General features: G+C 72.5%; 21 protein-coding genes and 1 pseudogene. 7 read left to right on the top strand and 15 right to left on the bottom strand.

Annotated elements, in window-relative coordinates; genetic code table 11:
• The first annotated feature begins 32 nt into the window (after positions 1–32).
• Positions 33–578, top strand: a complete 546-nt coding sequence (locus ACIRG9_RS26050; protein ID WP_402861050.1) for a CGNR zinc finger domain-containing protein — start codon at positions 33–35, stop codon at positions 576–578.
• Here the strand turns inward: ACIRG9_RS26050 and ACIRG9_RS26045 are convergent.
• The 4 genes and pseudogenes from ACIRG9_RS26045 to ACIRG9_RS26030 form a co-directional block, all read right to left on the bottom strand.
• A complete protein-coding gene (locus tag ACIRG9_RS26045; protein ID WP_402861047.1) occupies positions 545–1,123 on the bottom strand; it encodes a GNAT family N-acetyltransferase in 579 nt (192 codons plus the stop codon). The two genes, ACIRG9_RS26050 and ACIRG9_RS26045, sit on opposite strands and share 34 nt — an antisense overlap.
• Positions 1,124–1,145: 22 nt before the next feature.
• Positions 1,146–1,329, bottom strand: a pseudogene (locus tag ACIRG9_RS26040) (DUF397 domain-containing protein).
• Between the two features lie 285 nt (positions 1,330–1,614).
• Positions 1,615–3,024, bottom strand: coding sequence for a class II fumarate hydratase (locus tag ACIRG9_RS26035; protein WP_402861044.1), 1,410 nt, complete (start codon positions 3,022–3,024; stop codon positions 1,615–1,617).
• Positions 3,025–3,059: 35 nt separating this feature from the next.
• Entirely contained in the window at positions 3,060–6,050 is a 2,991-nt protein-coding gene (locus tag ACIRG9_RS26030) for a BTAD domain-containing putative transcriptional regulator (protein ID WP_402861041.1), read from the bottom strand.
• 499 nt (positions 6,051–6,549) lie between these two features.
• Here ACIRG9_RS26030 and ACIRG9_RS26025 point away from each other — a divergent pair, with 499 nt between their 5' ends.
• Positions 6,550–8,244, top strand: coding sequence for a DNRLRE domain-containing protein (locus ACIRG9_RS26025; RefSeq protein ID WP_402861038.1), 1,695 nt, complete (start codon positions 6,550–6,552; stop codon positions 8,242–8,244).
• A 73-nt stretch (positions 8,245–8,317) separates the two neighbouring features.
• On the opposite strand, the gene ACIRG9_RS26020 is transcribed toward ACIRG9_RS26025, so the two are convergent.
• The 3 genes from ACIRG9_RS26020 to ACIRG9_RS26010 form a co-directional block, all read right to left on the bottom strand.
• Positions 8,318–9,985, bottom strand: coding sequence for a fumarate hydratase (locus ACIRG9_RS26020; RefSeq protein ID WP_402861035.1), 1,668 nt, complete (start codon positions 9,983–9,985; stop codon positions 8,318–8,320).
• 67 nt (positions 9,986–10,052) lie between these two features.
• Positions 10,053–11,435: a PQQ-binding-like beta-propeller repeat protein gene (locus tag ACIRG9_RS26015; protein WP_402861130.1), complete on the bottom strand. Its 1,383-nt coding sequence runs from the start codon at positions 11,433–11,435 to the stop codon at positions 10,053–10,055.
• A gap of 171 nt (positions 11,436–11,606) precedes the next feature.
• A complete protein-coding gene (locus ACIRG9_RS26010; protein WP_402861032.1) occupies positions 11,607–12,095 on the bottom strand; it encodes an Lrp/AsnC family transcriptional regulator in 489 nt (162 codons plus the stop codon).
• A 140-nt stretch (positions 12,096–12,235) separates the two neighbouring features.
• Here ACIRG9_RS26010 and hppD point away from each other — a divergent pair, with 140 nt between their 5' ends.
• From hppD to hisC, 4 genes are read left to right on the top strand one after another with little or no spacing between them, the layout of a single operon-like run.
• Complete coding sequence (hppD, locus tag ACIRG9_RS26005) at positions 12,236–13,441, top strand: 4-hydroxyphenylpyruvate dioxygenase (RefSeq protein ID WP_402861029.1); 1,206 nt, start codon at positions 12,236–12,238, stop codon at positions 13,439–13,441.
• Positions 13,442–13,451: 10 nt separating this feature from the next.
• A complete protein-coding gene (locus ACIRG9_RS26000; protein ID WP_402861026.1) occupies positions 13,452–14,165 on the top strand; it encodes an RDD family protein in 714 nt (237 codons plus the stop codon).
• Between the two features lie 22 nt (positions 14,166–14,187).
• A complete protein-coding gene (locus ACIRG9_RS25995; protein ID WP_402861023.1) occupies positions 14,188–15,141 on the top strand; it encodes an RDD family protein in 954 nt (317 codons plus the stop codon).
• Positions 15,138–16,241 carry a histidinol-phosphate transaminase gene (hisC, locus tag ACIRG9_RS25990; RefSeq protein WP_402861020.1) on the top strand — a complete coding sequence of 368 codons (1,104 nt, stop codon included), beginning with the start codon at positions 15,138–15,140 and terminating at the stop codon, positions 16,239–16,241. Before ACIRG9_RS25995 ends, hisC begins: the two co-directional genes overlap by 4 nt.
• An 83-nt stretch (positions 16,242–16,324) precedes the next feature.
• On the opposite strand, the gene ACIRG9_RS25985 is transcribed toward hisC, so the two are convergent.
• The 5 genes from ACIRG9_RS25985 to ACIRG9_RS25965 all read right to left on the bottom strand — a co-directional run bounded on the left by ACIRG9_RS25985 (position 16,325) and on the right by ACIRG9_RS25965 (position 20,811).
• Positions 16,325–17,575, bottom strand: a complete 1,251-nt coding sequence (locus ACIRG9_RS25985; RefSeq protein WP_402861017.1) for a PQQ-binding-like beta-propeller repeat protein — start codon at positions 17,573–17,575, stop codon at positions 16,325–16,327.
• Between the two features lie 121 nt (positions 17,576–17,696).
• Positions 17,697–18,179, bottom strand: coding sequence for an SRPBCC family protein (locus tag ACIRG9_RS25980; RefSeq protein ID WP_402861014.1), 483 nt, complete (start codon positions 18,177–18,179; stop codon positions 17,697–17,699).
• A gap of 126 nt (positions 18,180–18,305) precedes the next feature.
• Positions 18,306–18,515 carry a DUF397 domain-containing protein gene (locus ACIRG9_RS25975; protein ID WP_402861011.1) on the bottom strand — a complete coding sequence of 70 codons (210 nt, stop codon included), beginning with the start codon at positions 18,513–18,515 and terminating at the stop codon, positions 18,306–18,308.
• 200 nt (positions 18,516–18,715) lie between these two features.
• Positions 18,716–19,915, bottom strand: coding sequence for a fumarylacetoacetase (gene fahA / locus ACIRG9_RS25970; protein ID WP_402861008.1), 1,200 nt, complete (start codon positions 19,913–19,915; stop codon positions 18,716–18,718).
• 32 nt (positions 19,916–19,947) lie between these two features.
• A complete protein-coding gene (locus tag ACIRG9_RS25965; protein WP_402861005.1) occupies positions 19,948–20,811 on the bottom strand; it encodes a hypothetical protein in 864 nt (287 codons plus the stop codon).
• Positions 20,812–20,905: 94 nt separating this feature from the next.
• Between ACIRG9_RS25965 and ACIRG9_RS25960 the strand changes: the two genes are divergently transcribed.
• The gene (locus tag ACIRG9_RS25960; protein WP_402861003.1) at positions 20,906–22,072 is read left to right on the top strand and encodes a homogentisate 1,2-dioxygenase; all 1,167 of its coding nucleotides are present in this window, start codon (positions 20,906–20,908) and stop codon (positions 22,070–22,072) included.
• Positions 22,073–22,098: 26 nt separating this feature from the next.
• On the opposite strand, the gene ispF is transcribed toward ACIRG9_RS25960, so the two are convergent.
• From ispF to ACIRG9_RS25945, 3 genes are read right to left on the bottom strand one after another with little or no spacing between them, the layout of a single operon-like run.
• Positions 22,099–22,596 carry a 2-C-methyl-D-erythritol 2,4-cyclodiphosphate synthase gene (gene ispF, locus ACIRG9_RS25955; protein WP_402861000.1) on the bottom strand — a complete coding sequence of 166 codons (498 nt, stop codon included), beginning with the start codon at positions 22,594–22,596 and terminating at the stop codon, positions 22,099–22,101.
• Positions 22,597–22,612: 16 nt separating this feature from the next.
• On the bottom strand, positions 22,613–23,308 hold the full coding sequence (gene ispD, locus ACIRG9_RS25950) for a 2-C-methyl-D-erythritol 4-phosphate cytidylyltransferase (RefSeq protein WP_402860997.1): 696 nt from the start codon (positions 23,306–23,308) through the stop codon (positions 22,613–22,615).
• A 54-nt stretch (positions 23,309–23,362) separates the two neighbouring features.
• Positions 23,363–23,848, bottom strand: coding sequence for a CarD family transcriptional regulator (locus ACIRG9_RS25945; protein WP_007073334.1), 486 nt, complete (start codon positions 23,846–23,848; stop codon positions 23,363–23,365).
• Positions 23,849–23,851 lie beyond the last annotated feature (3 nt).

Below are 23,851 nucleotides of genomic sequence, written 5' to 3'. Positions count from 1 at the left end.
GACGCTAGGCCGGCACCCTGACAGGAGTCAAGTTGCGTTTCGCCCATGACACCGAGTGTGGCCTGGTCGCCGCCGCAGGGCTGGTCAACACCGCCGGCCCGGACCGGGAGGGCCTGCCCGACGTGGCCTCCCTCGACGGGTTCGTCGCCGCGCACGGCTGGACCGGCCGGCACGAACACACCGACACCGAGCTGCGCCAGGTCCACAGCCTGCGCCCCCGGCTCCGCCGGATCTGGTACGCCGACACCGACGAGGTGGTGACCATCGTCAACGAGCTGCTGCGCGAATCGCGTGCGCTGCCACAGCTCATCCGCCACGACGACGAGCCGTACCACGTGCACGCCGTGCCCCGCGACGCGCCGCTGGCGACCCGGATGGCGGTCGAGGCGGCCATGGCGCTGGCCGACCTGGTCCGGATGGGCGAGTTGGGCCGGCTGCGCATCTGCGACCACCCGGACTGCGACAACGTCCTGGTCGACCTGTCGAGGAACCGGTCCCGCCGCTTCTGTGACGCCGGGTGCGGCAACCGTGCCGCCGTGAGCGCCTACCGGGCCCGCAGGGCGGCGTCCCACTCCTGACGTACCCGGGGCCAGTGCTCGCGGCGCAGCTCGTACTCGACCTCGCCGTGCTCGGTCCCCGGGATCGGGTCGTCGAAGGTCAGGTGGAAGGTGCGGACGTACCGCAGCCCGGCCTTCGCCATGACCGCCCGGGACCGGGCGTTGACCGCCATCGTCTCCGCCCAGACCCGCCGCACGCCGACCGCCTCGAAGGCGTGCCCGACCAGCGCCCGGGCTCCCTCGGCGGCCAGTCCGCGCCCCCAGGCCGGCCGGCGCAGCCGGTAGCCCAGCTCGGCCTCCGCGCCGTCGCCGGACGGGTCCAGCGCGAACCAGCCCAGGAAATCGCCGGTGGTCCGGTCGAGGGCCGCCCAGCGACCGAGGCCGGGGTGGCGGTCGTACTGCGCGACGATCCGCGGCAACGACTCGTCCCGCACGATCTCGATCGGGGTCGGGCGACCGTTGGTCAGGTAACGCATGACCTCCGGGTCGGCGTCCAGCTCGACCAGGTGGTCGACGTCGTCAATGGTGAACCGGCGCAACCGCAACCGCGCGGTCTCCAGCAACACAGCGCCGCCCGTCCCGGCCGCGTCAGCGCGGCCGTGCGGCGACAAAGGCCCGCCAGGCGTACGGGTCGAAGGTGAGCACCGGCCCCGCCACGTCCTTACTGTCCCGCACCCCAACCACCCCCGGGCAGGTTCGTCGCCACCTCGGCGCACTGGTCGTTGGAACCGCTCCGACGGCTCTTGCGCCACCGGGCGCCGGTCGACTCCATGTTTCGGCCAATTCCCTCAGCCGCTCGATCGATTGCTGCGGCAGTGCCACGGCGAGGGTAGCCTCCCAGGTCCGTTGCAGTCGCATGAGATCGACGGGTCCTTGGCCAGCTCGTCCTGACTCCAGCCCGGCGAACCTGCGCCCGGCGCCACGCTGCCACCAGGGAACGCAGCCGCCGTCATTCGCCCGTTCGCCATCTCCAGCCTCCCTCCAGGACCGGGTTGATCGACTCCAGCACCGCGCCACCGGTCGCCTGGGTGCGACGGCGGGCACGGCGTGACCCGGGTCAGGGATGGGTCATCCGGAGCAGGTCCAGGGCCTCGTCGAGCTGGGCCTCGCTGAGCTTGCCCGATGCGACGTGCCCCCGGGAGAGCACCACCTCGCGGATGGAGACCTGCTTCGCCAGCGCCTCCTTGGCGATCGAGGCGGCCTCGTCGTACCCGAGGTGACGGTTGAGCGGGGTGACGATCGACGGCGAGCCCTCCGCGTACGCCAGGCAGACCTCGGCGTCCGCGACCAGGCCGACCACCAGGCGGTCGGCGAAGAGCCGGCTCGATGCGGCGAGCAGCTTGATCGACTCCAGCAGGTTGCGGCCCATCACCGGGAGCATCACGTTCAGCTCGAAGTCGCCCTGCGACCCGGCGAACGCCACCGTGGCGTCGTTGCCGATCACCTGCGCGCAGACCTGCCGCATCGCCTCGGCGACCACCGGGTTCACCTTGCCCGGCATGATCGACGAGCCCGGCTGAAGATCGGGGATCCGCAGCTCCCGCAGCCCGGCGCGCGGGCCGGAACCCATCCAGCGGATGTCGTTGGCCATCTTGTACAGCCCGACGGCGATCGTGCGGAGCTGGCCGGAGGTCTCCACCAGCGCGTCCCGGGCGCCCTGCGCCTCGAAGTGGTTGCGCGCCTCGGCCAACGGCAGGCCGGTCGAGGCGCGCAGCTTCTCGATCACCTTGCCGGCGAAGCCCAACGGGGTGTTGATGCCGGTGCCCACGGCCGTGCCGCCCAGCGGCAGCTCGGCCAGCCGGGGCAGCACCGCCTCCAGCCGCTCCACGCCATAGCGGACCTGGGCGGCGTACCCGCCGAACTCCTGGCCCAGGGTGACCGGCGTGGCGTCCATCAGGTGGGTCCGCCCCGCCTTGACCACGGTCTCGAACTCGGCCGCCTTCTCCTCCAGTGCGCCGGCCAGATGCTTCAGTGAAGGCATCAGATCCTCGACCACGAACTGGGTGGCGGCCAGGTGGATCGACGTCGGGAAGACGTCGTTGCTGGACTGCGAGGCGTTGACGTCGTCGTTGGGGTGCACGTCGCGGCCCAGCTCCCGGCCGGCCAGCGTGGCGATCACCTCGTTGGCGTTCATGTTGGACGACGTTCCGGAGCCGGTCTGGAAAACGTCGACCGGGAACTGGTCGTCGTACCCGCCGTCGGCGACGTGCGCGGCGGCGGTGGCGATCGCCTCCCCCACGTCCGTCCCGATCACCCCGAGCTCGGCGTTGACCTGTGCGGCGGCCCCCTTGATCTGCGCCAGCGCCTTGATCTGGGCCGGTTCGATGCTGCGCCCGGAGATCGGGAAGTTCTGCACCGCGCGCTGGGTCTGCGCCCGCCACAACGCCTCGGCGGGTACCTCCACCTCGCCCATCGAGTCGTGTTCGATCCGGTAACCGGTCGCCTCTGGAGTCGTCACGCGTACCATCCTGCCGCGCTGGACGCCGGCGCGCAGATGATCGCTCAGCCCAGCCCGGCCAACAGCTTCTCGGTCGCCCGCTGGTCCGGGGACTCGACCTGGCGGAACAGGGGCAGCGCCCGGCCGGCGTATGTGCGGGCCTGGCGCGGGTCGGTGCCGCGCAGGCAACGGGCCAGCCCGTCGAGCGCCCGGGCCTGCTCGTAGCGCAGCCCGAGCCGGCTGGCGTCCTGAAGCACCCGGCGGTGCAGGTCCAGAGCGCTGGGCACGTCCCCATGGTCGAGCAACGCCCGCGCGAGCAGGTTCCGCGAGGCACACTGGCCGATCCGGTCCCCGGCGTCGGTCATCGCGCCGAGCGCCGCCCGGTGCAGGGCCGCCGCGTGCTCCGGGCGGCCGGCCTCCCGCTCCATCACCCCGATCTCGTTCAGCAGCTCACCCTCGCCAAAGCGGTTGCCCGACGTGCGCTTCAGCTGGAGTGCCACGCGCAGCAGGCGACGGGCGGGCTCGCGATGGCCCATCCGGTGACGGATCATCCCGAGGTGGCCGGTCGCGTTCACCAGTTGCCTCAGGTCGCGCTGCTGTCGGGCCAGCAGGAGATGGATACGCGCTGCCCGCAGTGCCTCGTCGTAGCGGCCCAGGCTGAGCAGGGCGACCGACATGTTGTTGAACAGCTCCGGTGTGACGGTCGAGGGCTCGCCTGAGTGTTCGGTCAACCGCATCGCGGCCTCGACGCACTCCATGGCGCGGCGGTACTCGTCACCACCGATGTAGGTGACAGCCAGGTTGCACAGGTTTCGCCTCCGCTCGGGCCGGGGGCCGAACCGACGGTGCCGTTCGGCGACGGCCTCCATCAGGCGGATCGCCTCGGCGAATCGCGCCAGCCGGTGATGCGCCGAGGCGAGGTAGTTCATGGTCACCACGGCGGCCAGGTCGTCGCCCTGGCTCTCGGCGGCGCGCAGGGCGATGGTGTGGATCTCGGTCAGCTCGTCGAGATGCCCGCCGTCGAAGTTCGGCCACCAGATAGCGCGGGCCAACTGCCAGCAGTACGGGAGGAAGCCCTCGGCCTCGGCAAGACGGACCAGCGCGACGAGTGCCGGCCTGTTCTCGTCGAACCAGGCACGCCCCTGACTCTCGCCAGCCTGCAGCAGATCGGGACGCGCCGGCGAGGCCAGGCGGAACAGGCTGTCGCGGCTGGCGTCCGGCTCGATGGACCGGGCGATCGAGGTCGCCACCTGCACATGGTGCTCGAGCAGCCGCTCGACGGCCCCGCGCCGTGCCGCGGTCCGTTCGGGCTCATCGACCAGCCGCCGGGCGTACTCGCGCAGCAGGTCGTGCAGCCGGTAGCGGGCCGGCTCGGTCTCCTCGGCCAGGTGCGCGTCCACCAGTTCGTCGAGCAGCTCCTGCACCTCCGCCAGGGACAGCTCGGCCAACGCCGCGGCCAAACCGTTGTCGAACCGGCCTCCGGGATGCAGCCCGAGCATCCGAAACAGCCGCCGCGCCGGCCGCGACACCTGGGCGTACGACAGGGCGAAGGCCTGGCCGACGGAGCGCTCACCGGCCGTCAGCTCGGCCAGCGGGTCCCGCCCGGCGGTCAGCCGGCACGCCAGGTCGGCGATCCGCCAGCGTGGACGGTGGGCCAGCCGGGCACCGGCCAGCCGGATCGCCAGTGGCAGGTGGCCGCAGCGGCGGACCACCTCGGCGGCGGCCTCCGGCTCGACGGCGACCCGGTGGGGGCCGGCGATCCGGCCGAGCAGTTCGACCGATTCGTCGGGGTCCAGCAACGGCAGCGAGGACGGCCGACCGGCGTCCAGCCCGACCAGCCGGCGCCGGCTGGTGATCAGGACCAGGTTGTCGGGACCGTTGGGCAGCAGCGGCATCACCTGTGCGGCACCGGCGGCGTTGTCGAGCACCACCAGGGCGCGCCGGGTGGCCAGTTCGGTACGCCACACCGCCAGCCGGTCGCCCAGGTCGAGCGGGATCCGCTCCGGCGGCATCCCCAGCCGACGGAGCAGCACGGCCACCGCCGCCGCCGGGGTGAGCGGTTCCCGCTCGCTGTGCCCGTGCAGGTCGATGAAGAGCTGGGCGTCCGGGAACCGGCCGGCGAGGGCGGTCGCCACGTGTACGGCGAGTGTGGTCTTGCCGCTGCCCGCCATCCCGTCGATGAGGTGGACGTGGGCGCGATCCTCGTCGATCTCCTTGACCAGCCGCGCCACCGTCTCCTGCCGGCCGGTGAAGTCGCTGATCGCCCGGGGCAGCGACCGGACCGGTACGACGAGCCGGGGCCGCTCCGGATCGGTTGCCGTCGCGTCTCCGGCCAGGATCCGCTGATGCAGCTCCCGCAACGCCGCGCCGGGCTCGATGCCCAGCTCCTCGGCGTAGATCTGGCGGCCCTCGCGGTAGACGGTGAGCGCGTCGGCCTGCCGGCCGACCAAGGACAGGGCGAGCATGAGCTGACCGCGTAGCCGCTCCCGCAGCGGGTTCCGTTCCACGCTCTCGGTCAGCTCGTCGATCAGATCGGCTGCCTGGCGCAGCCGCAGCTCAAGGTCGACGCAATCCTCGAGCGTCGCGAGTCGCTGCTCGTCGAGGGCCTGCGCCCGCCGGCGTACGCTCCGGCTGGTGATGCCGCTCAGGGCGGGACCGCGCCAGAGCGCGAGCGCCACGCGGTAGTGCCGGCGCGCCTCGGTGGGCTGCCCGGTGGCGGCCGCGGCCCGGCCGGCGTCGACCTCGCGGGCGAATACGTCGACGTCCAGTTCGTCCGGCTCGACCCGGATGCCGTAGCCGACCGGATCCCGGACGATGCTCTCCGGGGACAGTCCGAGTGCGGCGAGGCGCTGTCGCAATCGCGACACACAGATCTGGAGCTGGGTTCGGGCGGTGGCTGGCGGGCGCTCCTCCCAGACCGCGTCGATCAACTCCTCGACGGGCACCACGCGACCGGCGCGCAGCAGCAGCATGGCCAGCACGATACGGTCCCGACCTGCGGTGACGGTGGTTTCGCCAGCGCCCACCCGCAGGGATCCCAGGATCCCGAACCGCATTTGCTCCACCGCACGCCTTCCTGCAACTTCCAGCAGCGTAGCGCCCTGGTGACAGACCGCCCCGGCCAGGCGATAGCGATCTGATAGCGGATCGACAGCGATAAGCCAGAAACTCGTCCGGGCTGTCGGTGACGGCAGCTGACGGGGGCGGTGTGCCCGCCGCGAGTCCCTCCGACGGGCACACCGACGTCAACGGCCGCGCCACCGGCGGAAACGGCGAGACGTCCCCTCCCGGAGCTGACCCGGAGGGTCACCGCCGATCGCCCCGAAAGTCACGAGCGCACCGGTCACTCATCTACTTAAGATCATGTAAATACCTGTGCTCCCTTCGGAGGCTGTCACATTGGATGTCAACGGGGCTTCCACCGGCGTGCCCACCGCACGCACTCGGCGCGTACCGCGCCGGTTCCTCAGCACCGGCCTCGCGGCCCTTCTCACCACCACGGGCGCTCTGGCCATCACGGGCAAGCCAGCCGCCGCCGGTGGGACCCGCTGGGTCGTGCCGACGAGCACCAGCTACACCGACGCCCGCCAGCCGACGCTGGCATTCCCGGTCGCCGCCGGTGAAAGCCTGCCGCTCGGCACCTGGGAGGCCGACGGCGCAAAGCACACCTCGCGGTCCTACTTCACCTTCGACCTCACCCCCTACCTGGGCAAGGAGGTCATCAGCGCCGGGCTCCAGACCGGCGAGGCATGGGTCGACGACTGCACGAAGCCGCGCGAGGTGGAGCTGTGGCGTACGGACACCCCCGAGGCCGCGCCGACCTGGGCGGACGCCCCAGCAACGCACGAGAAGATCGGTGACCTCGGCGCCACTGCCACGCCCTGCCCGGCCGGCTACCTGGAGCTGCTGGTCACCGAGGCGGTGCAGCGGGCGGTCGACGAGGGGCGGGATTCGCTCACCCTGATGGCCCGGATCGCCGGGGACCACGAGAATGCCAAGCACTACGGCCGGCGGATCGAGCAGCCTCGCATGTCGCTGAACGCCAACGCCGCGCCGAACATGCCGGGCAAGCTCACCGTCGACGAGCTGGCCTGCGCCGACGGGCTGCTGATCGGCACCACCACGCCGATCCTCTCGGCCGAGGTGACCGACCCGGACAAGGTGGACGGCTACGCGAACGACCTGGTGACCACCACCTTCGCCTGGTGGCCGGTCGATCGTCCGGCGGAGCGGACCGAGTGGACCTCCTACTCGAAGTCCGCACCAGCCCGCTTCTCGTACTCGGTGCCGGCCGGGCTGATGGTCGACGACGGCACGTACGCCTTCGCGGTCAAGGCCGCCGACCAGCACGCCAGCTCCGACTGGTCGCCGGAGTGCCGGTTCACCGTCGACACGAAGGCCCCAGCGCAGCCGACCGTCAGCTCCACGGACTATCCCGATGACGATGGGTGGTACGGCGGCCCGGGCATCGCAGGCGAGTTCACCTTTGCCGCCAACGACGGCATCGACAGCGTGGGTTTCCGGTACTCGCTCATGGGGGCGCTTCCGACCTACGTGGCCGCCGACGCGCCGGGCGGCTCGGCGACCGTGACCATCACGCCGGGCAAGGACGGCCCGAACATCCTCGATGTCGAGGCGGTGGACGCGACGGGCAACCGATCGCCGGTCACCCGCTACGTGTTCCGGGTACGCGACACCAGCCCAACGGTCAGTGACGGCAATCCGACGGCCGGGTACGGCGAAGCGCGCACCCTGACCTTCTCACCCCGCATGGAGAACGTGGTCGAGTACGCGTACCGGCTCAACGACGGGCCGGAGCAGATTGCCGCAGCGGCGGCCGACGGCACCTCCACGATCACGGTCACCCCGACGAAGCCGGGCAACAACGACGTGTATGTCCGCAGCCGCACGGCCGACGGCGTGCTGTCTGGGGAGGGCTCGTACCGCTTCTACCTCGCCAGCAAGCCGACGGTCACCTCGATCGAATACCCGATCGGCAAGACGGGCGCGCCCGCCGGCACCCCCGGCACGTTCGTCTTCGGGCCAGGGATGGCCGACGTGACCGAATACGTCTACTCGTTCGACAGCCGTCCGACGGAGACCGTCGCGGCGGGCGTGGACGGCTCGGCGTCGGTGACGTACACCCCGACGACCGCAGGGCCCCACCGGATCACGGTCTACACCCGGACCGGCGACGGAGTCGTGTCGGAGACCTTCACCGGGTCCTTCCTCGTCGCCAGGGCCGCCTGACGACTGGCGCGGACCTACGACCGAGCGGCGGACCGGCCGCGGGGACGAGCCCCGGCCGGTCCGCCGTCACCGGTCAGCGGCGGCCGACGGTCAGCACCGGCTTGGTGACCTCGGCGAAGAAGTCGTCGCCCTTGTCGTCGACGACGATGAAGGCGGGAAAGTCCTCCACCTCGATCTTCCAGACGGCCTCCATGCCCAGCTCGGGGTATTCGAGCACCTCGACGTGCTTGATGCAGTCCTGGGCGAGCCGGGCGGCGGGGCCGCCGATGGAGCCGAGGTAGAAGCCGCCGTGCTGCTGGCAGGAGCGGGTGACCTGGGCGGAGCGGTTGCCCTTGGCCAGCATCACCATCGAGCCGCCGGCCGCCTGGAACTTCTCCACGTACGCGTCCATCCGGCCGGCCGTGGTAGGGCCGAACGAGCCGGAGGCGTAGCCCTCCGGGGTCTTCGCCGGACCGGCGTAGTAGACGGCGTGGTCGCGCAGGTACTGCGGCATCGGCTCGCCCGCGTCCAGCCGCTCGGCGATCTTGGCGTGCGCGATGTCCCGGGCCACGACGAGGGGGCCGGTCAGCGAGAGTCGGGTCTTCACCGGGTACTTCGACAGCTCGGCGCGGATCTCGTCCATCGGCCGGTTGAGGTCGACCCGGACCACCTCGGAGCTGTCCAGCTGGGCGTCGGTGACGTCGGGCAGGTAGCGCGCCGGGTCGGTCTCCAGTCGCTCCAGCCACACGCCCGACGGGGTGATCTTGGCGACCGCCTGCCGGTCGGCAGAGCAGGAGACGGCGATCGCCACCGGGCAGGAGGCGCCGTGCCGGGGCAGCCGGACCACCCGTACGTCGTGGCAGAAGTAGCGGCCGCCGAACTGCGCGCCGATGCCGAAGTTGCGGGTCAACTCCAGCACCTCGGCCTCCAGCTCCAGGTCACGGAAGCCGTGCGCGCTCATCGAGCCCTGCGTCGGAAGCGCGTCGAGGTACTTCGCCGAGGCGTACTTGGCGGTCTTCAGGGCGTACTCGGCGGAGGTGCCGCCGATGACGATGGCCAGGTGGTAGGGCGGGCAGGCGGCGGTGCCGATCAGCCGCAGCTTCTCCTCCAGGAACTGCATCATCCGCGTCGGGTTCAGCAGCGCCTTGGTCTCCTGGTAGAGGTACGACTTGTTGGCCGAGCCGCCGCCCTTGGCCATGAAGAGGAACTTGTACGCGTCCGGGTGCCCGTCCGGGTCCTCGGCGTAGAGCTCCACCTGGGCGGGCAGGTTGCTGCCGGTGTTCCGCTCGTCCCACATGGTCAGCGGGGCGAGCTGCGAGTAGCGCAGGTTCAGCCGGGTGTACGCCTGGTAGACGCCGCGCGAGATCGCCTCCGCGTCGGCGCCGTCGGTCAGCACGTGCCGGCCGCGCTTGCCCATCACGATCGCGGTGCCGGTGTCCTGACACATCGGCAGCACGCCGCCGGCGGCGATGTTGGCGTTACGCAGCAGGTCGAGCGCGACGAACCGGTCGTTCGGCGAGGCCGCCGGATCGTCGATGATCGACCGGAGCTGGGCCAGGTGCGCCGGGCGCAGGAAGTGGGCGATGTCGTGCATCGCCTCGGCGGTCAGCGCGGTCAGCGCGGAAGCCTCGACGGTGAGGAACCGACGGCCACCCGGGCCGTTGACGACGTCGACGCCCTCGTCGGTGACCAGGCGGTATTCGGTCTGGTCAGGACCGGTCGGCAGCAAGGGAGCGTACGAGAACGCGGCGGCACTGCTCATGACGAAAGAGCCTAGGGCAGAGGCGTCGATCGGTGACACCCGACGGGGGCGTCCTGGGACGACGCTCTCACCCGCCGTCGGCGCAGAGTTCCCGCTTCGGTCCGCAGCTTCCCTGGCCGGACGGAGGCGGGTGTCCGCCGCCGGGATTCGCCCCGGGCGCTCCCCCCTCCGCTGGCGGCGGCGCGCCCGAGCCGTCGACGCCCCAGCGGACGTACCCGATCTCCCGCCCCTCCCCGATGATCATGCCGTACGGGCCGACCGCCAGGGCGTTCGCCGAGGTCCGCAGCGCCGCCAGTTCCCGACCGGTGCGTGGCTCGACCGCGATCAGCCGGGACGGCTTGTCCTCGGCGATCACCGCCGCGTACGGGGTGAGCGCTCCGCCGTTCTTCTCGCCGGCCGGCCGGGACCACCGGTCGCGGTCGACCGACAGCTCCCGCCCCAGGATGGAGCGCTTGTCGGCGCTGCGCACCAGCGCGTACCGGTCGTCGACGGCGAGCAGCTTCTGCCCTTCCGCGCCGACTTGGAGCAGCCGGCCGTCGTACCCGTCGATCACCGCCTCGCGGCCGTCGGGGGCGACCCCGATCAGCACGTTCCGGGCGCCCAGCGGGTCGTCCCGCTGCACGCAGCCGGCGTAGTCCGCGGTCCGCAGGTTCACCCCGGCCCGCCGCCACACCTCCCGCCCCGTGGCCGGGTCGACTCCGGAGATGGCGAAGTAGCAGCCGCCGTCCCGGGAGGTGGCGGAGATCCGCAGCAGCCGCCCGCCGACCACCGCCAGCCGCTCGTCGCGGCCGGGCTCGACGTTCTGCAGCACCCGTCCGGTGGCGGTGTCCACCACGTGCACCCGCCCGTCCACCGGGAAGCCGAGCAGCGGCGGAACCGCCTCCGGCCCGGCCACCTCGCCGTCGATACGCGTCGCGCTCAGCCGCCGGGTGCCGAGCAGTCCCGGGTTGTCGGCGAGCACCCCGGTGTGCACGCCGGGCAGGAACGCGGTCCACAGCGGCTTCGTTCCGCGCGGCTCCCAGGCGCTGAGCGTGCAGTCCGTCGCCTGCCCGCAGTGCGCGTCGAGCAGCAGGTTGCGATATGTCCAGACCGCCACCGCCGCGTCGTCGCGACGGCGAACCGCGCCCGTGGTCGGGTCGAGCAACTCGTACCCCTTGACCAGGAGCTTGCCCACGGCGACGACCGGATCCCGGTCGCCGCCGGCGACGGCCGCCCAGTCCGCCTTGCGCTCCCAGAGCTGGGTGCCGGTGGTCAGGCTGCGCGCCTCGACCCGGGTACGCTGCTCGACGATCACCGTGTCACCGGCGATGGTGACGCTCTTCGGCGTACCGCCGATCCGCTGCTGCCAGACCACGTCCGGCTCGGAGATCGGCTCGCTGCGGTCGATCCATTCCCACATCCCGGGGAACGGGTTCCACACGCCGGTGGCGGCGAGTACGACCACGACGATGAGCCCCAGCAGCAGTCCGCCGCGTACGCCAAGGCCCTTCACACCGCACACGGTAGCGACGATCACCGGCCGCCCGCGTACTCGCGTAGGCGTGTCGGGCCGCTTCTTGCCGGCCGAGAGGTGTTAAAGGGGGCCCTTCCTCTGCCGCAGGCGTTGACAAGGGGCCCTTCCTTACCGCTGGGCCGCGGAGCGGACCAGCGGCATCGTGCGGTACGGGATCTGCTCGGCGAGCGCGATGATGGTGGACGCCCGCCGGATTCCCTCGAAGGCGACGATCTGGTCGATCACCCGCTGGAGATCGGTGTTCGAGCGGGCCACGATCCGGCAGAGCAGGTCGCTGGAGCCGGTGATGGTGTGCGCCTCCAGCACCTCGGGAATGGCGGCCAGGTGCGCGGTGACCGGGTCGTGGCCGTGCCGCTGGCTGATCTCCAGGGTCACGAAGCTGGTCACCCCGAAGCCGATCGCGGTCGGCGAGATGTCCGGGCCGAAGCCGCCGATCACCCCCCGGTCGACCAGCTTGTCGAGCCGGGCCTGGACGGTGCCCCGGGCCACCCCGAGCCGGCGGGAGCACTCCAGCACTCCGATCCGCGGCTCCTCGGCGAGCAACGTGAGCAGTCGCGCATCCAGCCCGTCGAGCTGCACATCCTGACCAGCGTTCATGAGGTTCCACCTTACCGAATGCGCAACCTGACCAGCGATTTTGCCAACTGTTGCCCAACCGGCGGCGGCGCAGCGATCCTCGCCACATCAGCAACCCAACGGCGGCCCACGAGGCCGGCCGGTACGCAAGGGAGGCCACCATGACCCAGGCGATCGACCGACCCGACTCGACCGACGAGGTCGACGTCGACGCCCTCGTCGGCGCCGTCGACCACGACATCACCCGGGACCCGTTCCCGGTCAAGGGTCTCGACCACGTGCACTTCCTGGTGGGCAACGCCAAGCAGGCCGCCCACTACTACTCCACCGCGTTCGGCATGACCTGCGTGGCGTACCGGGGCCCGGAGCAGGGCTACCGGGACCACGCCCAGTACGTGCTGACCAGCGGCTCGGCCCGGTTCGTGCTGACCGGCGCGGTCCGTCCGGACGCCGACGGCGCCGAGCACGTGACGAAGCACAGCGACGGCGTCTCCGACATCGCGCTGGAGGTGCCGGACGTGGACGCCGCGTACGCGCACGCCACCGCGCAGGGCGCGACCGGCCTGGTCGAGCCGCACGACGTCACCGACGAGCACGGCACCGTCCGGATGGCGGCCATCGCCGCGTACGGCGACACCCGGCACAGCCTCGTCGACCGGTCCCGCTACACCGGCCCATTCCTGCCCGGCTTCGTGGCCCGCGGCCCGATCGTGGACCGGCAGCCGATGATCGCCGCTGGCGTCCAGCCGAAGCGCTTCTTCCAGGCCGTCGACCACATCGTCGGCAACGTGGAGCTCGGCAAGATGGACGACTGGGTCGAGTTCTACAAGCGGGTCATGGGCTTCAGCAACATGGCCGAGTTCATCGGTGACGACATCGCCACCGACTACTCCGCCCTGATGAGCAAGGTGGTCGCGAACGGCACCCGCAAGGTCAAGTTCCCGCTCAACGAGCCGGCCATCGCCCGCAAGAAGTCGCAGATCGACGAGTACCTGGAGTTCTACCAGGGTGCGGGCGCCCAGCACATCGCCGTGGCCACCAACGACATCCTGGGCAGCGTCGACGCGATGCGGGCGGCCGGTGTCGAGTTCCTGGACACCCCGGACTCGTACTACGACGACCCGGAGCTGCGCGCCCGGATCGGCCAGGTGCGGGTGCCGATCGAGGAACTGAAGGACCGCAAGATCCTGGTCGACCGGGACGAGGACGGCTACCTGCTCCAGATCTTCACCAAGCCGGTGCAGGACCGCCCGACCGTCTTCTTCGAGTTGATCGAGCGGCACGGCTCCCTCGGCTTCGGCAAGGGCAACTTCAAGGCCCTGTTCGAGGCGATCGAGCGGGAGCAGGAAAAGCGCGGCAACCTGTAACACTGTCCGCGTGACCCAGCCGCCCCCGAACGCGTTTCCGCCGCCCGCCGGGCCCCCACCCGCGGGCGGCGGCTTCGCTCCCCCCTCCGGACCGCCGTACGCCCCGCCCGCGCAGTACGCCCCGCCGGCGTACGCCGGACCACCGGGCGCTCCCCCGCCGGCCCATTCGCCGTACCCGGGTTTCGTGCCGCCGCCGCTGGCCCCGAACGGTCAGCCGCTCGCCAGTTTCGCCGACCGGCTCCTCGCCTGGCTGATCGACATCGCGATCGCGACCCTGCTCGGCATGGTGCTGTTCTTCCCGGTCTTCATCTGGCTCTGGTTCCGGATGTTCAGCGAGATGATGGCGGTGAACCCGGACGGCACGGTGCCCCAGCCCGATCCGGCGACGATGATGACCGAGTTCTTCGTGCCTTTGCTGCTCGCCGAGGCCGGGCTGGTGGTGGTGATGCTCGTCTTCTACTGGCTCTACCACGTCGAGTACGCCCGCCGGACCGGCCAGACGCTCGGCAAGAAGGTGATGAAGCTCCGGATCGTGCCGCTCGACCCGGCCACGCCCCTGACCCGGGGCGTGCTGGGCCGGCGCTGGCTGATCGAGTTCGGCGCCGGCGCGCTGGTGCCCTTCCTCCACTACGTCGACGGGTTGTGGCAGCTCTGGGACAAGCCCTGGCAGCAGTGCCTGCACGACAGGTTCGCCGGAACCGTCGTCGTTAAGGTTGCACCGTGAGCGAGCGCAGCGAGGCACGGCCGTGAGCGTGCAACCCGGCTGGTACGTCGACCCCGCCGATCCCGACACCCGACGGTACTGGGACGGCGACGGCTGGGTCGGGGCACCGATACCCGTCGACGCCACCCCGCCCGAGGGTCCCCCGCCACCCGAGCCGGTTCCCGCCGACGTGCCGGCGGCCGCCGTGCACGGGTCGCAGCAGGAACAACCGGGGCAGCCGGCCGCCAGACCGCGGCCGGGGCAGCCGGGCGGGCCGAGCGCCGGTGCCCCGGCTGGCGGGCCGTGGCCGGGGCACCCGCTCGGACCGGGACACCCGCAGGGGCCGCCGCCGGGCTGGCCGTACCCGACCTGGCCGGGGCAGCAGCCCCTGCCGCGCCCGCACGGGCTGCCGCTCGCCTCGTACGGCGCCCGGCTGGTCGCCCGGGTGATCGACTTCGCCCTGGTGTTGCTGCTCAACGTGGTGGTGAACGGCTGGTTCGTCTGGCGCCTCCTCGGCGAGTTCGCCGCACCGTGGAACGAGTACGTGCGCCGGGTGAACGCGGGGGACTTCCGGAACCCGGAGCCGCTGCCGGCCGCCGGTGAGCAGTTCGGCAGCCTGCTGGTCACCGTCCTGCTGATCGCCACCGCGCTCTGGTTCGCGTACGAGGTGCCCTCGATGGCCGCCCGCGGGCAGACCTTCGGCAAGCGGCTGGTGGGCATCCGCGCGCTGCCGGTCGAGGCCGACGCGCCGCTCGGCTTCGGCCGCGCCACCCGGCGGTGGAGCACCCTCGGCCTGCCCACCCTGCTCTGGTTCTGCTGCGGCCTCGGGCTGCTGCTCCAGTTCGTCGACGTGGTCTCCGCACTTCTCGACCAGCCGTTGCGCCAGGCGCTGCACGACAAGCGGGCGCAGACCGTGGTGGTCCAGTTGCCCCGCACCAGGCCCGACCCCCGTACCACCCCGCGCGACCGCGCCAACCCCCCGGGAGACACCGAATGACCGACACCGGACGTCACCAGCCTCCGCTGCGGCTGACCCGCGCCGACCTGGACGCGCTGCCCAACTACGTCCCGGGACGCAGCCCCGCCGACCTGGCCCGCGAGCTGGGCCTGGCCGAGGCGATCAAGCTGGCCAGCAACGAGGTCCCCTACGGCCCGCTGCCGGGCGTGGTGGAGGCGGTCGCCGAGGCGGTGGCCGGCTCGCACCGCTACCCGGACATGGGCGTGGTGGCGCTGCGCCAGGCGCTCGCCGAGCGGTACGGCGTGGCAGCCGACCGGATCGCCACCGGCTGCGGTTCCGTGGCGCTGGCCGAGCACCTGGTCCGGGCCACCTGCCTCCCCGGCGACGAACTGCTCTACTCGTGGCGGTCGTTCGAGGCGTACCCGATCATCGCGGCGACCAGCGGCGCGACCAGCGTGCGGGTGCCGAACGACGCCGGCCACGGCCACGACCTGGCCTCGATGGCGGCGGCGGTGACCGACCGGACCCGGATGATCCTGGTCTGCAACCCGAACAACCCGACCGGCACCGCGGTCCGCAAGGCGGAACTGGACCGCTTCCTCGACGCGGTCCCGGACGACGTGCTCGTGGTGATCGACGAGGCGTACCGGGAGTTCGTCACCGACCCCGAGGTGCCGGACGCGCTCGGCTACCTGGACCGGCCGAACGTGGCGGTGCTGCGCACCCTCTCCAAGGCGTGGGGGCTGGCCGGCCTGCGGGTCGGCTGGCTCGCCGCGGCGCCAGCCGTCGCCGCCGCCGTGCGCAAGGTCGTCACGCCGTTCTCCACCAGCATGGCCGCCCAGGCCGGCGCGCTGGCCGCGCTGGCCCAGGCCGACGAGGTCGAGCGGCGCTGCGCGCTGGTCGTTGCCGAGCGGGACCGGGTCACCGAGGCGCTGCGCAAGCTGGTCCCGGACGTGCCGGCCAGCCAGGCCAACTTCGTCTGGCTGCCGCTGGGCGAGCGGGCCGTCGAGTTCGGCAAGGCGTGCGAGGCGCGTGGCGTGATCGTCCGGCCGTTCGCCGGTGACGGGGTCCGGGTCACCATCGGCACTCCGGCCGAGAACGACGCCTTCCTCGCGGTCGCCGAGTCCGCCCTCAGCTGAGGTGTAAGGAAGGGCCCCTTGTACAACGCCATGCGTTAACAAGGGGCCCTTCCTTACACCCGCCACGCAGCGTGCGCGGGGTGTCAGGTGACGGCGAGCAGCACCGGCTCGGCCACCAGGAAGTACGCCTGGTCGTCGTCTTCCGGGACGGCCCGCTCGCGGACCCGCTCCACCGCCACGTAGCCGCCCGTGGCGTACGCCCGGCCGGGCTGCCAGCCGATCCCGTCGTGGCCGATGGTCAGGGCGATGCGGGACCGCTCCGCGCCGGTGGCCGGGTCGAGAGTCACCAGGTCCCGCCCCTCGGTCAGCAGGTGCACCCGGCCCGGCTCAGCCGCGATGAGCCGTACCGGGCCGAGGTCGGCCCGCCGCCACAACTCCGCGCCGGTACGCGCGGACCTGCCGGTCACCACGCCCGCCGAGGTGCCGACGGCCCGCTCGCCGTCGAGCGCGGTGTCCACCCCGTCGAGGCCCGGCGCGGCCACCGGGGCACCGGTGCCCACCAGCCAGCCCCGGCCGTTGCCCTCGCCACCGGAGATGCGCAGCCCCTGGCAGCCGGAACGGCCCTCCCGGCAGCCGATCGGCGTCAGCACGAACCTGTCGGGGGCGTCCGGCGGCCGCCAGCGGGTGCGGACCGCGCCGGTGGCGGCGTCCCGGAACTCGACCGTCTCCGGCCCGTCGCAGGCCGCCAGTCCGAGCACCTCACCCGCGGCGGTCGTGCCCGCCGCGCCCAGGCAGCCCCGCTCCTGGTCAGCCCGCCACAGCCGGTGGCCGTCGACCAGGTCGTACCCGCCGAGTTCCCCGACGCCGGCCACGACCAGCACGGTCCGGCCGGTCGGGATGCGGGCGACGGAGAGCCCGGACGGGTCCCAGACCGTCGTGGCGTGGGTGCGACGGGGTTTCGGCTGCACGCCCGGTTCCGGCCCGTCGGCCCGCCAGGCGACCCGCCCGGTCCGCGCGTCGAGGGCCACCAGCTTCCCGTCGGACCAGCGGCTGACCACTGTGGTCCCGTCGGCCACCACCCCGCTGAGCCGCGCCGGCCAACGCCGGTACGACCAGTACGGGGAGACGCGGTGCCGTCGGTCCGCCGGCTGGTCGGCGTACACCTGGCGGGCGGCCGCGTAGACGCGGAGCCGGTCGTCCACGATCAGCGGCGCCGCCGGCAGCCGGCCCACCACCCCGACGGCCGGGGTGACCGCCGACGGGTAACCGGCCCGGGCGACCGTCTGGACCTCGGCCGGGGCGAGCACCCGGTACCCGACGACCACGACGGCCCCGACGCCGAGCAGCGCCGCGACCACGGCCGCCACCACCCGTCGCCTCTTCGGGAACCCCATGCCGCACCTCCGTGCGGCACCCTACCCACGGCAACCAAGGGAAACACTGTGAGGTCGGGCCGGCCGCGGCCGGCGCGATCGGCCCGGTGAGCTGGGCCTGGGATGGTTCGTCGCGCCGGGCTCAGGCCGCCACCGCGGGAGCCGCGGACCGGGCGGCGCGGGCGAGGTCGGCGAGGTCACGCCGGAACGCGCCCTCGACCGCGCGGACCGCCAGACCGCCGAAGATCAGGGCAAGGACCCGACCGGACCGGGCGGTGGGCCGCGCCTCCTGCCGGACGGTGACGGCGGTGCAGGCCCGGCGGCGCCGCCGGACCGTACGCAGCGTCCAGGTGATCCGGTAGTCCACGCCGATGCCGGGCGAGCTGAGCACCAGCCGCCGGAGCGGGACGGCCTCGACCACGACGAACTCCTCCGCCTGGGCGCCTCCGTCCGGCCGGGTACGAATCTCCTGCCAGCTGGTACCGGCAGCGAGGTGACCCGGGGTGAGCAGCTCGACCGCGCCGACCGTGGAGAGCCAGTCGGCGCGGGCCGGCAGGTCGACCAGCAGCTGCCAGAGAGCGATGGCGGGCGCCTCGATGAGCTGGGTGACCGCGACCGTCGACATGACACCTCCCGTGTCGTCCACGGTACGGGGAGTGAGGTCGCGGCGGGACCCCCGCGGCGGATTTCCCGCCGCCGCTGACCGCTTCGGCGGGGATCGCGAGCTTCGTCCGGCCCGTCCCGCAGCCGGTCAGACCCGGAACCGCCCGCGCCGGACCGCCTCGACGAAGGCGGTCCAGCCGGGTGCCGTCACGGCCAGCACCGGGCCGGCCGGGTCCTTGGAGTCGCGTACCGCGACCACGCCGACGGTCCGGGCCAGATTGTCCGCCACCTCGACGCACAACCCCTGGTCGTTCGAGCGGCTGCTGGTACGCCAGACGGCGCCCGCGAGATCGGTCATGCTCGGTGCCTCCTTGTCCCCTGGGACGTTCCCCACGACAGCCAGCGGCACCGTGCCGCGCCGCCGGCCGGGGTCCCCGCCAGCCGCGGCGGACCCGGCACGATCAACGCGGATGCGCAGGACCCCGATCACACAACGGGTGCGACCGGGCCGGCGGTACGGGAGGCCAGGTCAGCGGGCCGGAAGGCTCCGTGGCCGGGTCAGCGGGCCGGGAGGATGGTCCCGGTGACCTCGCCGAGGGCGATGGTGGTGCCGCCCCGGCCGGGGGCGGTGGCGGTGACGATGACGGTGTCGCCGTCCTCCAGGAAGGTCCGGGTGCCCCCGTCGGCGAACTTGACCGGCTCGGCCCCGCCCCAGGTCAGCTCCAGGAACGAGCCGACCTGGCCGCGCTCGGGGCCGGACACCGTGCCGGAGGCGTAGAGGTCACCGGTACGCAGCGACGCGCCGTTGACGGTGAGGTGGGCGAGTTGCTGGGCGGGTGTCCAGTACATGGTGGCGAAGGGCGGCTCGGTGACCCGTTCGCCGTTCCACTCCACGGCCAGGTCCAGGTCCAGCCCGAGGTGCGGGCTGTCCCGCAGGTAGTCCTGCACCGGCGGATCCTGGTCGGGCGCGGCCACGAAGGCGTCGGCCAGCGCGTCCAGCGGGGTGACCCAGGCCGAGACGGAGGTCGCGAAGGACTTGCCCAGGAACGGGCCGAGGGGCTGGTATTCCCAGGCCTGGATATCCCGGGCGGACCAGTCGTTGACCAGCACCACGCCGAAGACGTGGTCGGCGAAGTCCGCCACGGACACCCGGTCGCCGAGCCGGCTCGGCACGCCGACCACGAAGCCGACCTCGGCCTCGATGTCCAGCCGTACGGAGGCACCGGTGGTCGGGCCCTGCGCGGTGGCCCGCTGCCCGGCGGGGCGGACCACCGGCGTTCCGGAGACCACCACCGTGCCGGCCCGGCCGTGGTAGCCGATCGGCACGTGCTTCCAGTTGGGCAGCAGCGGCGGCTGGCCCGGCCGGAAGATCTGCCCGACGTTGCCCGCGTGGTGCTCGGACGAGTAGAAGTCGACGTAGTCGGCCACCTCGAACGGCAGCAGCAACTCCACCTCGCGCAGCGGCACCAGCAGCGGCTCCACCGCCGCGCGGTGCCCGGCGTCGGTGAGCAGCTCAGTGATCCGCTGCCGGACAGCGGTCCACTGCGGGCGGCCGAGCGCCATGAAGTCGTTGAGCGTAGGACGGCCGAGCGCCCCGGCGGCCAGCACCAGCCCGGCTGCCTCCGCGCCGGCCAGATCCAGCACGAAGTCACCGATGCGTACGCCGATCCGCGGCTCGCGGTCGCCGTGCCGGAACACCCCGTACGGCAGGTTGGTCACCCCGTACGCCGAACCCTCCACACCTGCAATCCAGCTCATGCCGCCACTCCGCTTCGCTTCCTGACGCTCGCTCATTTCTCAACGCCCCCGTTCACCAGGCCGAGCCGGATCAGATCGGTCAGTGGATCGGAGATGCTGCACGAGCCGTACCCGACCCAGAGCGGGCGCTCGGCGTCCCGGTGCGCCCGGACCCGCTCGACCGGGCGTACCGGGTCGGTGGCGGCGAGCAGCTCGGCGACGGCGTCCACCTCGACGCCCTCGGTGGCGGCCAGGGTCGCGGCGAGCACGTTGACGAAGCCGTGGTGGGTGAAGGCGGTCTCCGGGTCCCGGTGCCGGATCGCGTGGTGCAGCCCGGCGGTGAGCTTGAACGGCAGCTCCCGGTCCCGGCAGGCACAGATCACCGCGGCCAGCTCGACCGGGGTCGGGAAGAGTTCGGCGGCCAGCCCGCCGGTGCGGAACTTGGCGGCGATCGGCAGCCCGGCGGCCCGCGCCCCGGCGACCGTGTCCAGCGCGCCCATCAGGCCGAAGGTCAGCGGGATCTCGGCGTAGACCTGGGTGTCGCGCCACTGCTCGGCGAGCTTGACCAGCTCGGTCAGGCCGGGTTGCGGGTCCTCGCCGCGCTTGGCGACCGCCACCTCGACCTGCCTGGCGGTCACGCCGTCGGGCAGGAACGACAGGGCGTGGGGCAGCCGTTCGATGCCGGTGTCGCCGATGAGTCCGACGACGTAGCCCTCGGCCGGGTCGACCAGGTCGCTCAGGTCGCCGGCCGCGATCGCGGAGGCGGGCAGCAGCAGCGGGCCGACCAGGTCGGCGTACCGGGCGGCGCGATGCCGCCGGTGGGCGGTCACCGCGTCCGGCAGCGTGGCGCTGCCGGGCGGGAAGACCGCGGCGTCGTCGACCAGGCCGGCGAGGAGGCGGGGCACCTGCGTTGACACGAGACAAGAATGTACGGGACGCTACGAGGAACGGACAACAGCGTCCGATTATCGGACGTTACCGGCCGGAGAACGGGACATACCGGGAGGCGAGATGCCCTACTACCGCAGAGTCGGCGAGGTGCCGCGCAAGCGCCACACCCAGTTCCGTCAGCCCGACGGCACCCTCTACGCGGAGGAGCTGGTCGGCCAGGAGGGCTTCTCCTCCGACTCGTCGCTGCTCTACCACCGGTACGCGCCGACCGCGATCGTGGCCGCCGAGGCGTTCACCCCGCCCGCGTTCACCCGGGTGCCCAACCTCCCGCTCAAGCCGCGCCACCTGCGTACCCACAAGCTCGACGGGACCGGCGCGGACCCGGTGCTCGGCCGGCAGTACCTGCTCGCCAACGACGACGTGCGGATCGCGTACGTGCGGGCCGACCAGCCGTCCCCGTTGTTCCGGGACGCCACCGGCGACCACTGCCTCTACGTCGAGTCCGGCTCACTGCGGGTCGAGTCGCCGTTCGGCGTGCTGGACGCGGTGGCCGGCGACTACGTCGTCATCCCCACCTCGACCATCCACCGCCTCGTGCCGACCGGCGACGAGCCGGCCCGGTTGCTCGCGATCGAGGCGGCCGGGCACGTCGGCCCGCCCAAGCGCTACCTGTCGGTGCGCGGGCAGTTCCTGGAGCACTCGCCGTACTGCGAGCGGGACGTCCGGGGACCGGACGCGCCGCTGCTGGTCGACGACGAGGACGTCGAGGTGCTGGTCCGGCACCGTCGCGGATGGACCAGCTACACCTACGCCCACCACCCGTTCGACGTGGTCGGCTGGGACGGGCACCTCTACCCGTGGGCGTTCTCCATCCACGACTTCGAGCCGATCACCGGGCGGATCCACCAGCCGCCGCCGGTGCACCAGACCTTCCAGGGCCCGAACTTCGTGATCTGCTCGTTCGTGCCCCGCAAGGTCGACTACCACCCGGACGCCATCCCGGTGCCGTACAACCACCACAACGTCGACTCCGACGAGATGCTCTTCTACACCGGCGGCAACTACGAGGCCCGGCGGGGCTCCGGCATCGAGCAGGGCTCCATCTCGCTGCACCCGTCCGGGTTCACCCACGGACCGCAGCCGGGTGCGGCCGAGCGGTCCATCGGGGCGGACTTCTTCGACGAGCTGGCGGTGATGGTGGACACCTTCCGCCCGCTCGACCTCTGCGACGCCGCGTCCACCTGCGAGGACGACGCATACGCCTGGACCTGGGCGCGACGCGGCTGACGTGCCGGCCGGTGGACGGCCCGGGGCTACGAGCGCCGGGCCTCCTCCGCCGGGGCCGCGTACACCAGGGCCACCGCGATGCCGGTCAGCCCCTCGCCGCGCCCGGTGAAGCCCAGGCCGTCGGTGGTGGCCGCGGAGACGGTGACCGGAGCGCCCACCGCCGCGGAGAGCACCCGCTGCGCCTCCTCCCGGCGCGGGCCGATCTTGGGCCGGTTGCCGATCACCTGGACCGACACGTTGCCGATCTCGAAGCCGGCAGCCCGGGCCCGACGCGCGCTCTCGGTGAGCAGAGCCACGCCCGAGGCACCCGCCCACTCCGGCTGGTCGACACCGAAGTTCGCGCCCAGGTCACCCAGGCCGGCGGCGGAGAGCAGGGCGTTGCAGGCGGCGTGCGCCGCCACGTCGGCGTCCGAGTGGCCGGCCAGGCCGTCCTGGCCCGGCCAGTGCAGGCCGGCGACCCAGCACGGTCGCCCGGCCTCGAAGGCGTGCACGTCGGTGCCGATGGCCACCCGAGGGACGATCATGACCCGAGCGTACGCGTCAGGCGCCGGTGGCCAGCAGGTGCTCGGCCAGCGCCAGGTCGAACGGCCGGGTGACCTTCAGCGCGTACTCGGAGCCGGGGACGCAGACCACCGGCACGCCCAGCTTCTCCACCAGGCCGGCGTCGTCGGTGAGTGGATCACCGGCCGCCTCGTGCGCGGCGGTCAGCACGGACCGGCGGAAGCCCTGCGGCGTCTGCACGGCCCGCAGGGCGGAACGGTCCACCGTGCCGAGGACCGCCTCGCCCGCACCGACCTCCTTGATCGTGTCGACCACGGGCAGGACCGGGATCACCGCGTCGTGCCCGGCCCGGACCGCCTCGGCCACCGACTCGACCAACTCGGGTGGGGTGAGCGCACGGGCCGCGTCGTGCACCAGGACGATCTCCGGCCCGGCGGGTACGGCGGCCAGCGCGGCGGCCACCGACGCCTGGCGCTCCGCGCCACCGGCCACCACGGCCACCGGGGCGACCCGCGCGAGCATCTCCCGGACCGCCCCGACATCGGCGGCCGGGGCCGCCACCACGATGGTGTGCACCGAGGGCGCCGCCGCGATCCGGCGTACCGCGTGCACCAGCAGGGGCTCACCGGCGAGCGGCCGGAGCGCCTTCGGGGCGCCGGGGCCGAGGCGTACGCCGGCACCGGCCGCAGGAACAAGGACCGCGACGTCACCGCGCGGATTGAGCTGCGCGGTCACGTCGCGGTCCTCGGATTTCTTTGCTACGGGGCGGGTAGGACGATGAGGTGCGGATCAGGCCTCGGTCAGCACCTTGTCGAGCAGCGTCTCCGCCTCGTCCTTGGTGCTCTTCTCAGCCAGCGCGACCTCGCCGACGAGGATGTCGCGGGCCTTGGCGAGCATGCGCTTCTCGCCCGCGGACAGACCCCGCTCCCGCTCCCGGCGCCACAGGTCGCGAACGACCTCGGCGACCTTCAGCGGGTTACCGGAAGCCAGCTTCTCCAAATTCGCCTTGTAACGCCGCGACCAGTTGGTCGGCTCCTCGGTGTGCGGTGCACGGAGCACGTCGAAGACCTTGCCCAGGCCCTCTTCGCCGACCACCTCACGCACACCCACGATCTCGGCGTTCTCGGCGGGCACCCGGACCGTGAGGTCACCCTGCGCGACCCTCAGGACGAGGTACTGCTTGGGCTCGCCCTTGATGACCCGAGTCTCGATTGCCTCGATGAGTGCGGCCCCGTGGTGGGGGTAAACAACGGTCTCGCCGACACTGAAAACCATAGG

It is taken from the genome of Micromonospora sp. NPDC093277, assembly GCF_044765245.1.
Classification (GTDB): domain Bacteria; phylum Actinomycetota; class Actinomycetes; order Mycobacteriales; family Micromonosporaceae; genus Micromonospora.
The sequence above is the reverse complement of the archived record's forward strand: the minus strand, read 5'-3'. Positions and strand labels throughout refer to the sequence as shown.

Excerpts from the sequence above, each read along its gene's own strand:
- ACIRG9_RS26035 (WP_402861044.1), bottom strand. The coding sequence starts at position 3,024 with ATGGTACGCGTGACGACTCCAGAGGCGACCGGTTACCGGATCGAACAC.
- ACIRG9_RS26030 (WP_402861041.1), bottom strand. The coding sequence starts at position 6,050 with ATGCGGTTCGGGATCCTGGGATCCCTGCGGGTGGGCGCTGGCGAAACC.
- ACIRG9_RS26020 (WP_402861035.1), bottom strand. The coding sequence starts at position 9,985 with ATGAGCAGTGCCGCCGCGTTCTCGTACGCTCCCTTGCTGCCGACCGGT.
- ACIRG9_RS26010 (WP_402861032.1), bottom strand. The coding sequence starts at position 12,095 with ATGAACGCTGGTCAGGATGTGCAGCTCGACGGGCTGGATGCGCGACTG.
- hppD (WP_402861029.1), top strand. The coding sequence starts at position 12,236 with ATGACCCAGGCGATCGACCGACCCGACTCGACCGACGAGGTCGACGTC.
- hisC (WP_402861020.1), top strand. The coding sequence starts at position 15,138 with ATGACCGACACCGGACGTCACCAGCCTCCGCTGCGGCTGACCCGCGCC.
- ACIRG9_RS25985 (WP_402861017.1), bottom strand. The coding sequence starts at position 17,575 with ATGGGGTTCCCGAAGAGGCGACGGGTGGTGGCGGCCGTGGTCGCGGCG.
- ACIRG9_RS25980 (WP_402861014.1), bottom strand. The coding sequence starts at position 18,179 with ATGTCGACGGTCGCGGTCACCCAGCTCATCGAGGCGCCCGCCATCGCT.
- ACIRG9_RS25975 (WP_402861011.1), bottom strand. The coding sequence starts at position 18,515 with ATGACCGATCTCGCGGGCGCCGTCTGGCGTACCAGCAGCCGCTCGAAC.
- fahA (WP_402861008.1), bottom strand. The coding sequence starts at position 19,915 with ATGAGCTGGATTGCAGGTGTGGAGGGTTCGGCGTACGGGGTGACCAAC.
- ACIRG9_RS25960 (WP_402861003.1), top strand. The coding sequence starts at position 20,906 with ATGCCCTACTACCGCAGAGTCGGCGAGGTGCCGCGCAAGCGCCACACC.
- ispF (WP_402861000.1), bottom strand. The coding sequence starts at position 22,596 with ATGATCGTCCCTCGGGTGGCCATCGGCACCGACGTGCACGCCTTCGAG.
- ACIRG9_RS25945 (WP_007073334.1), bottom strand. The coding sequence starts at position 23,848 with ATGGTTTTCAGTGTCGGCGAGACCGTTGTTTACCCCCACCACGGGGCC.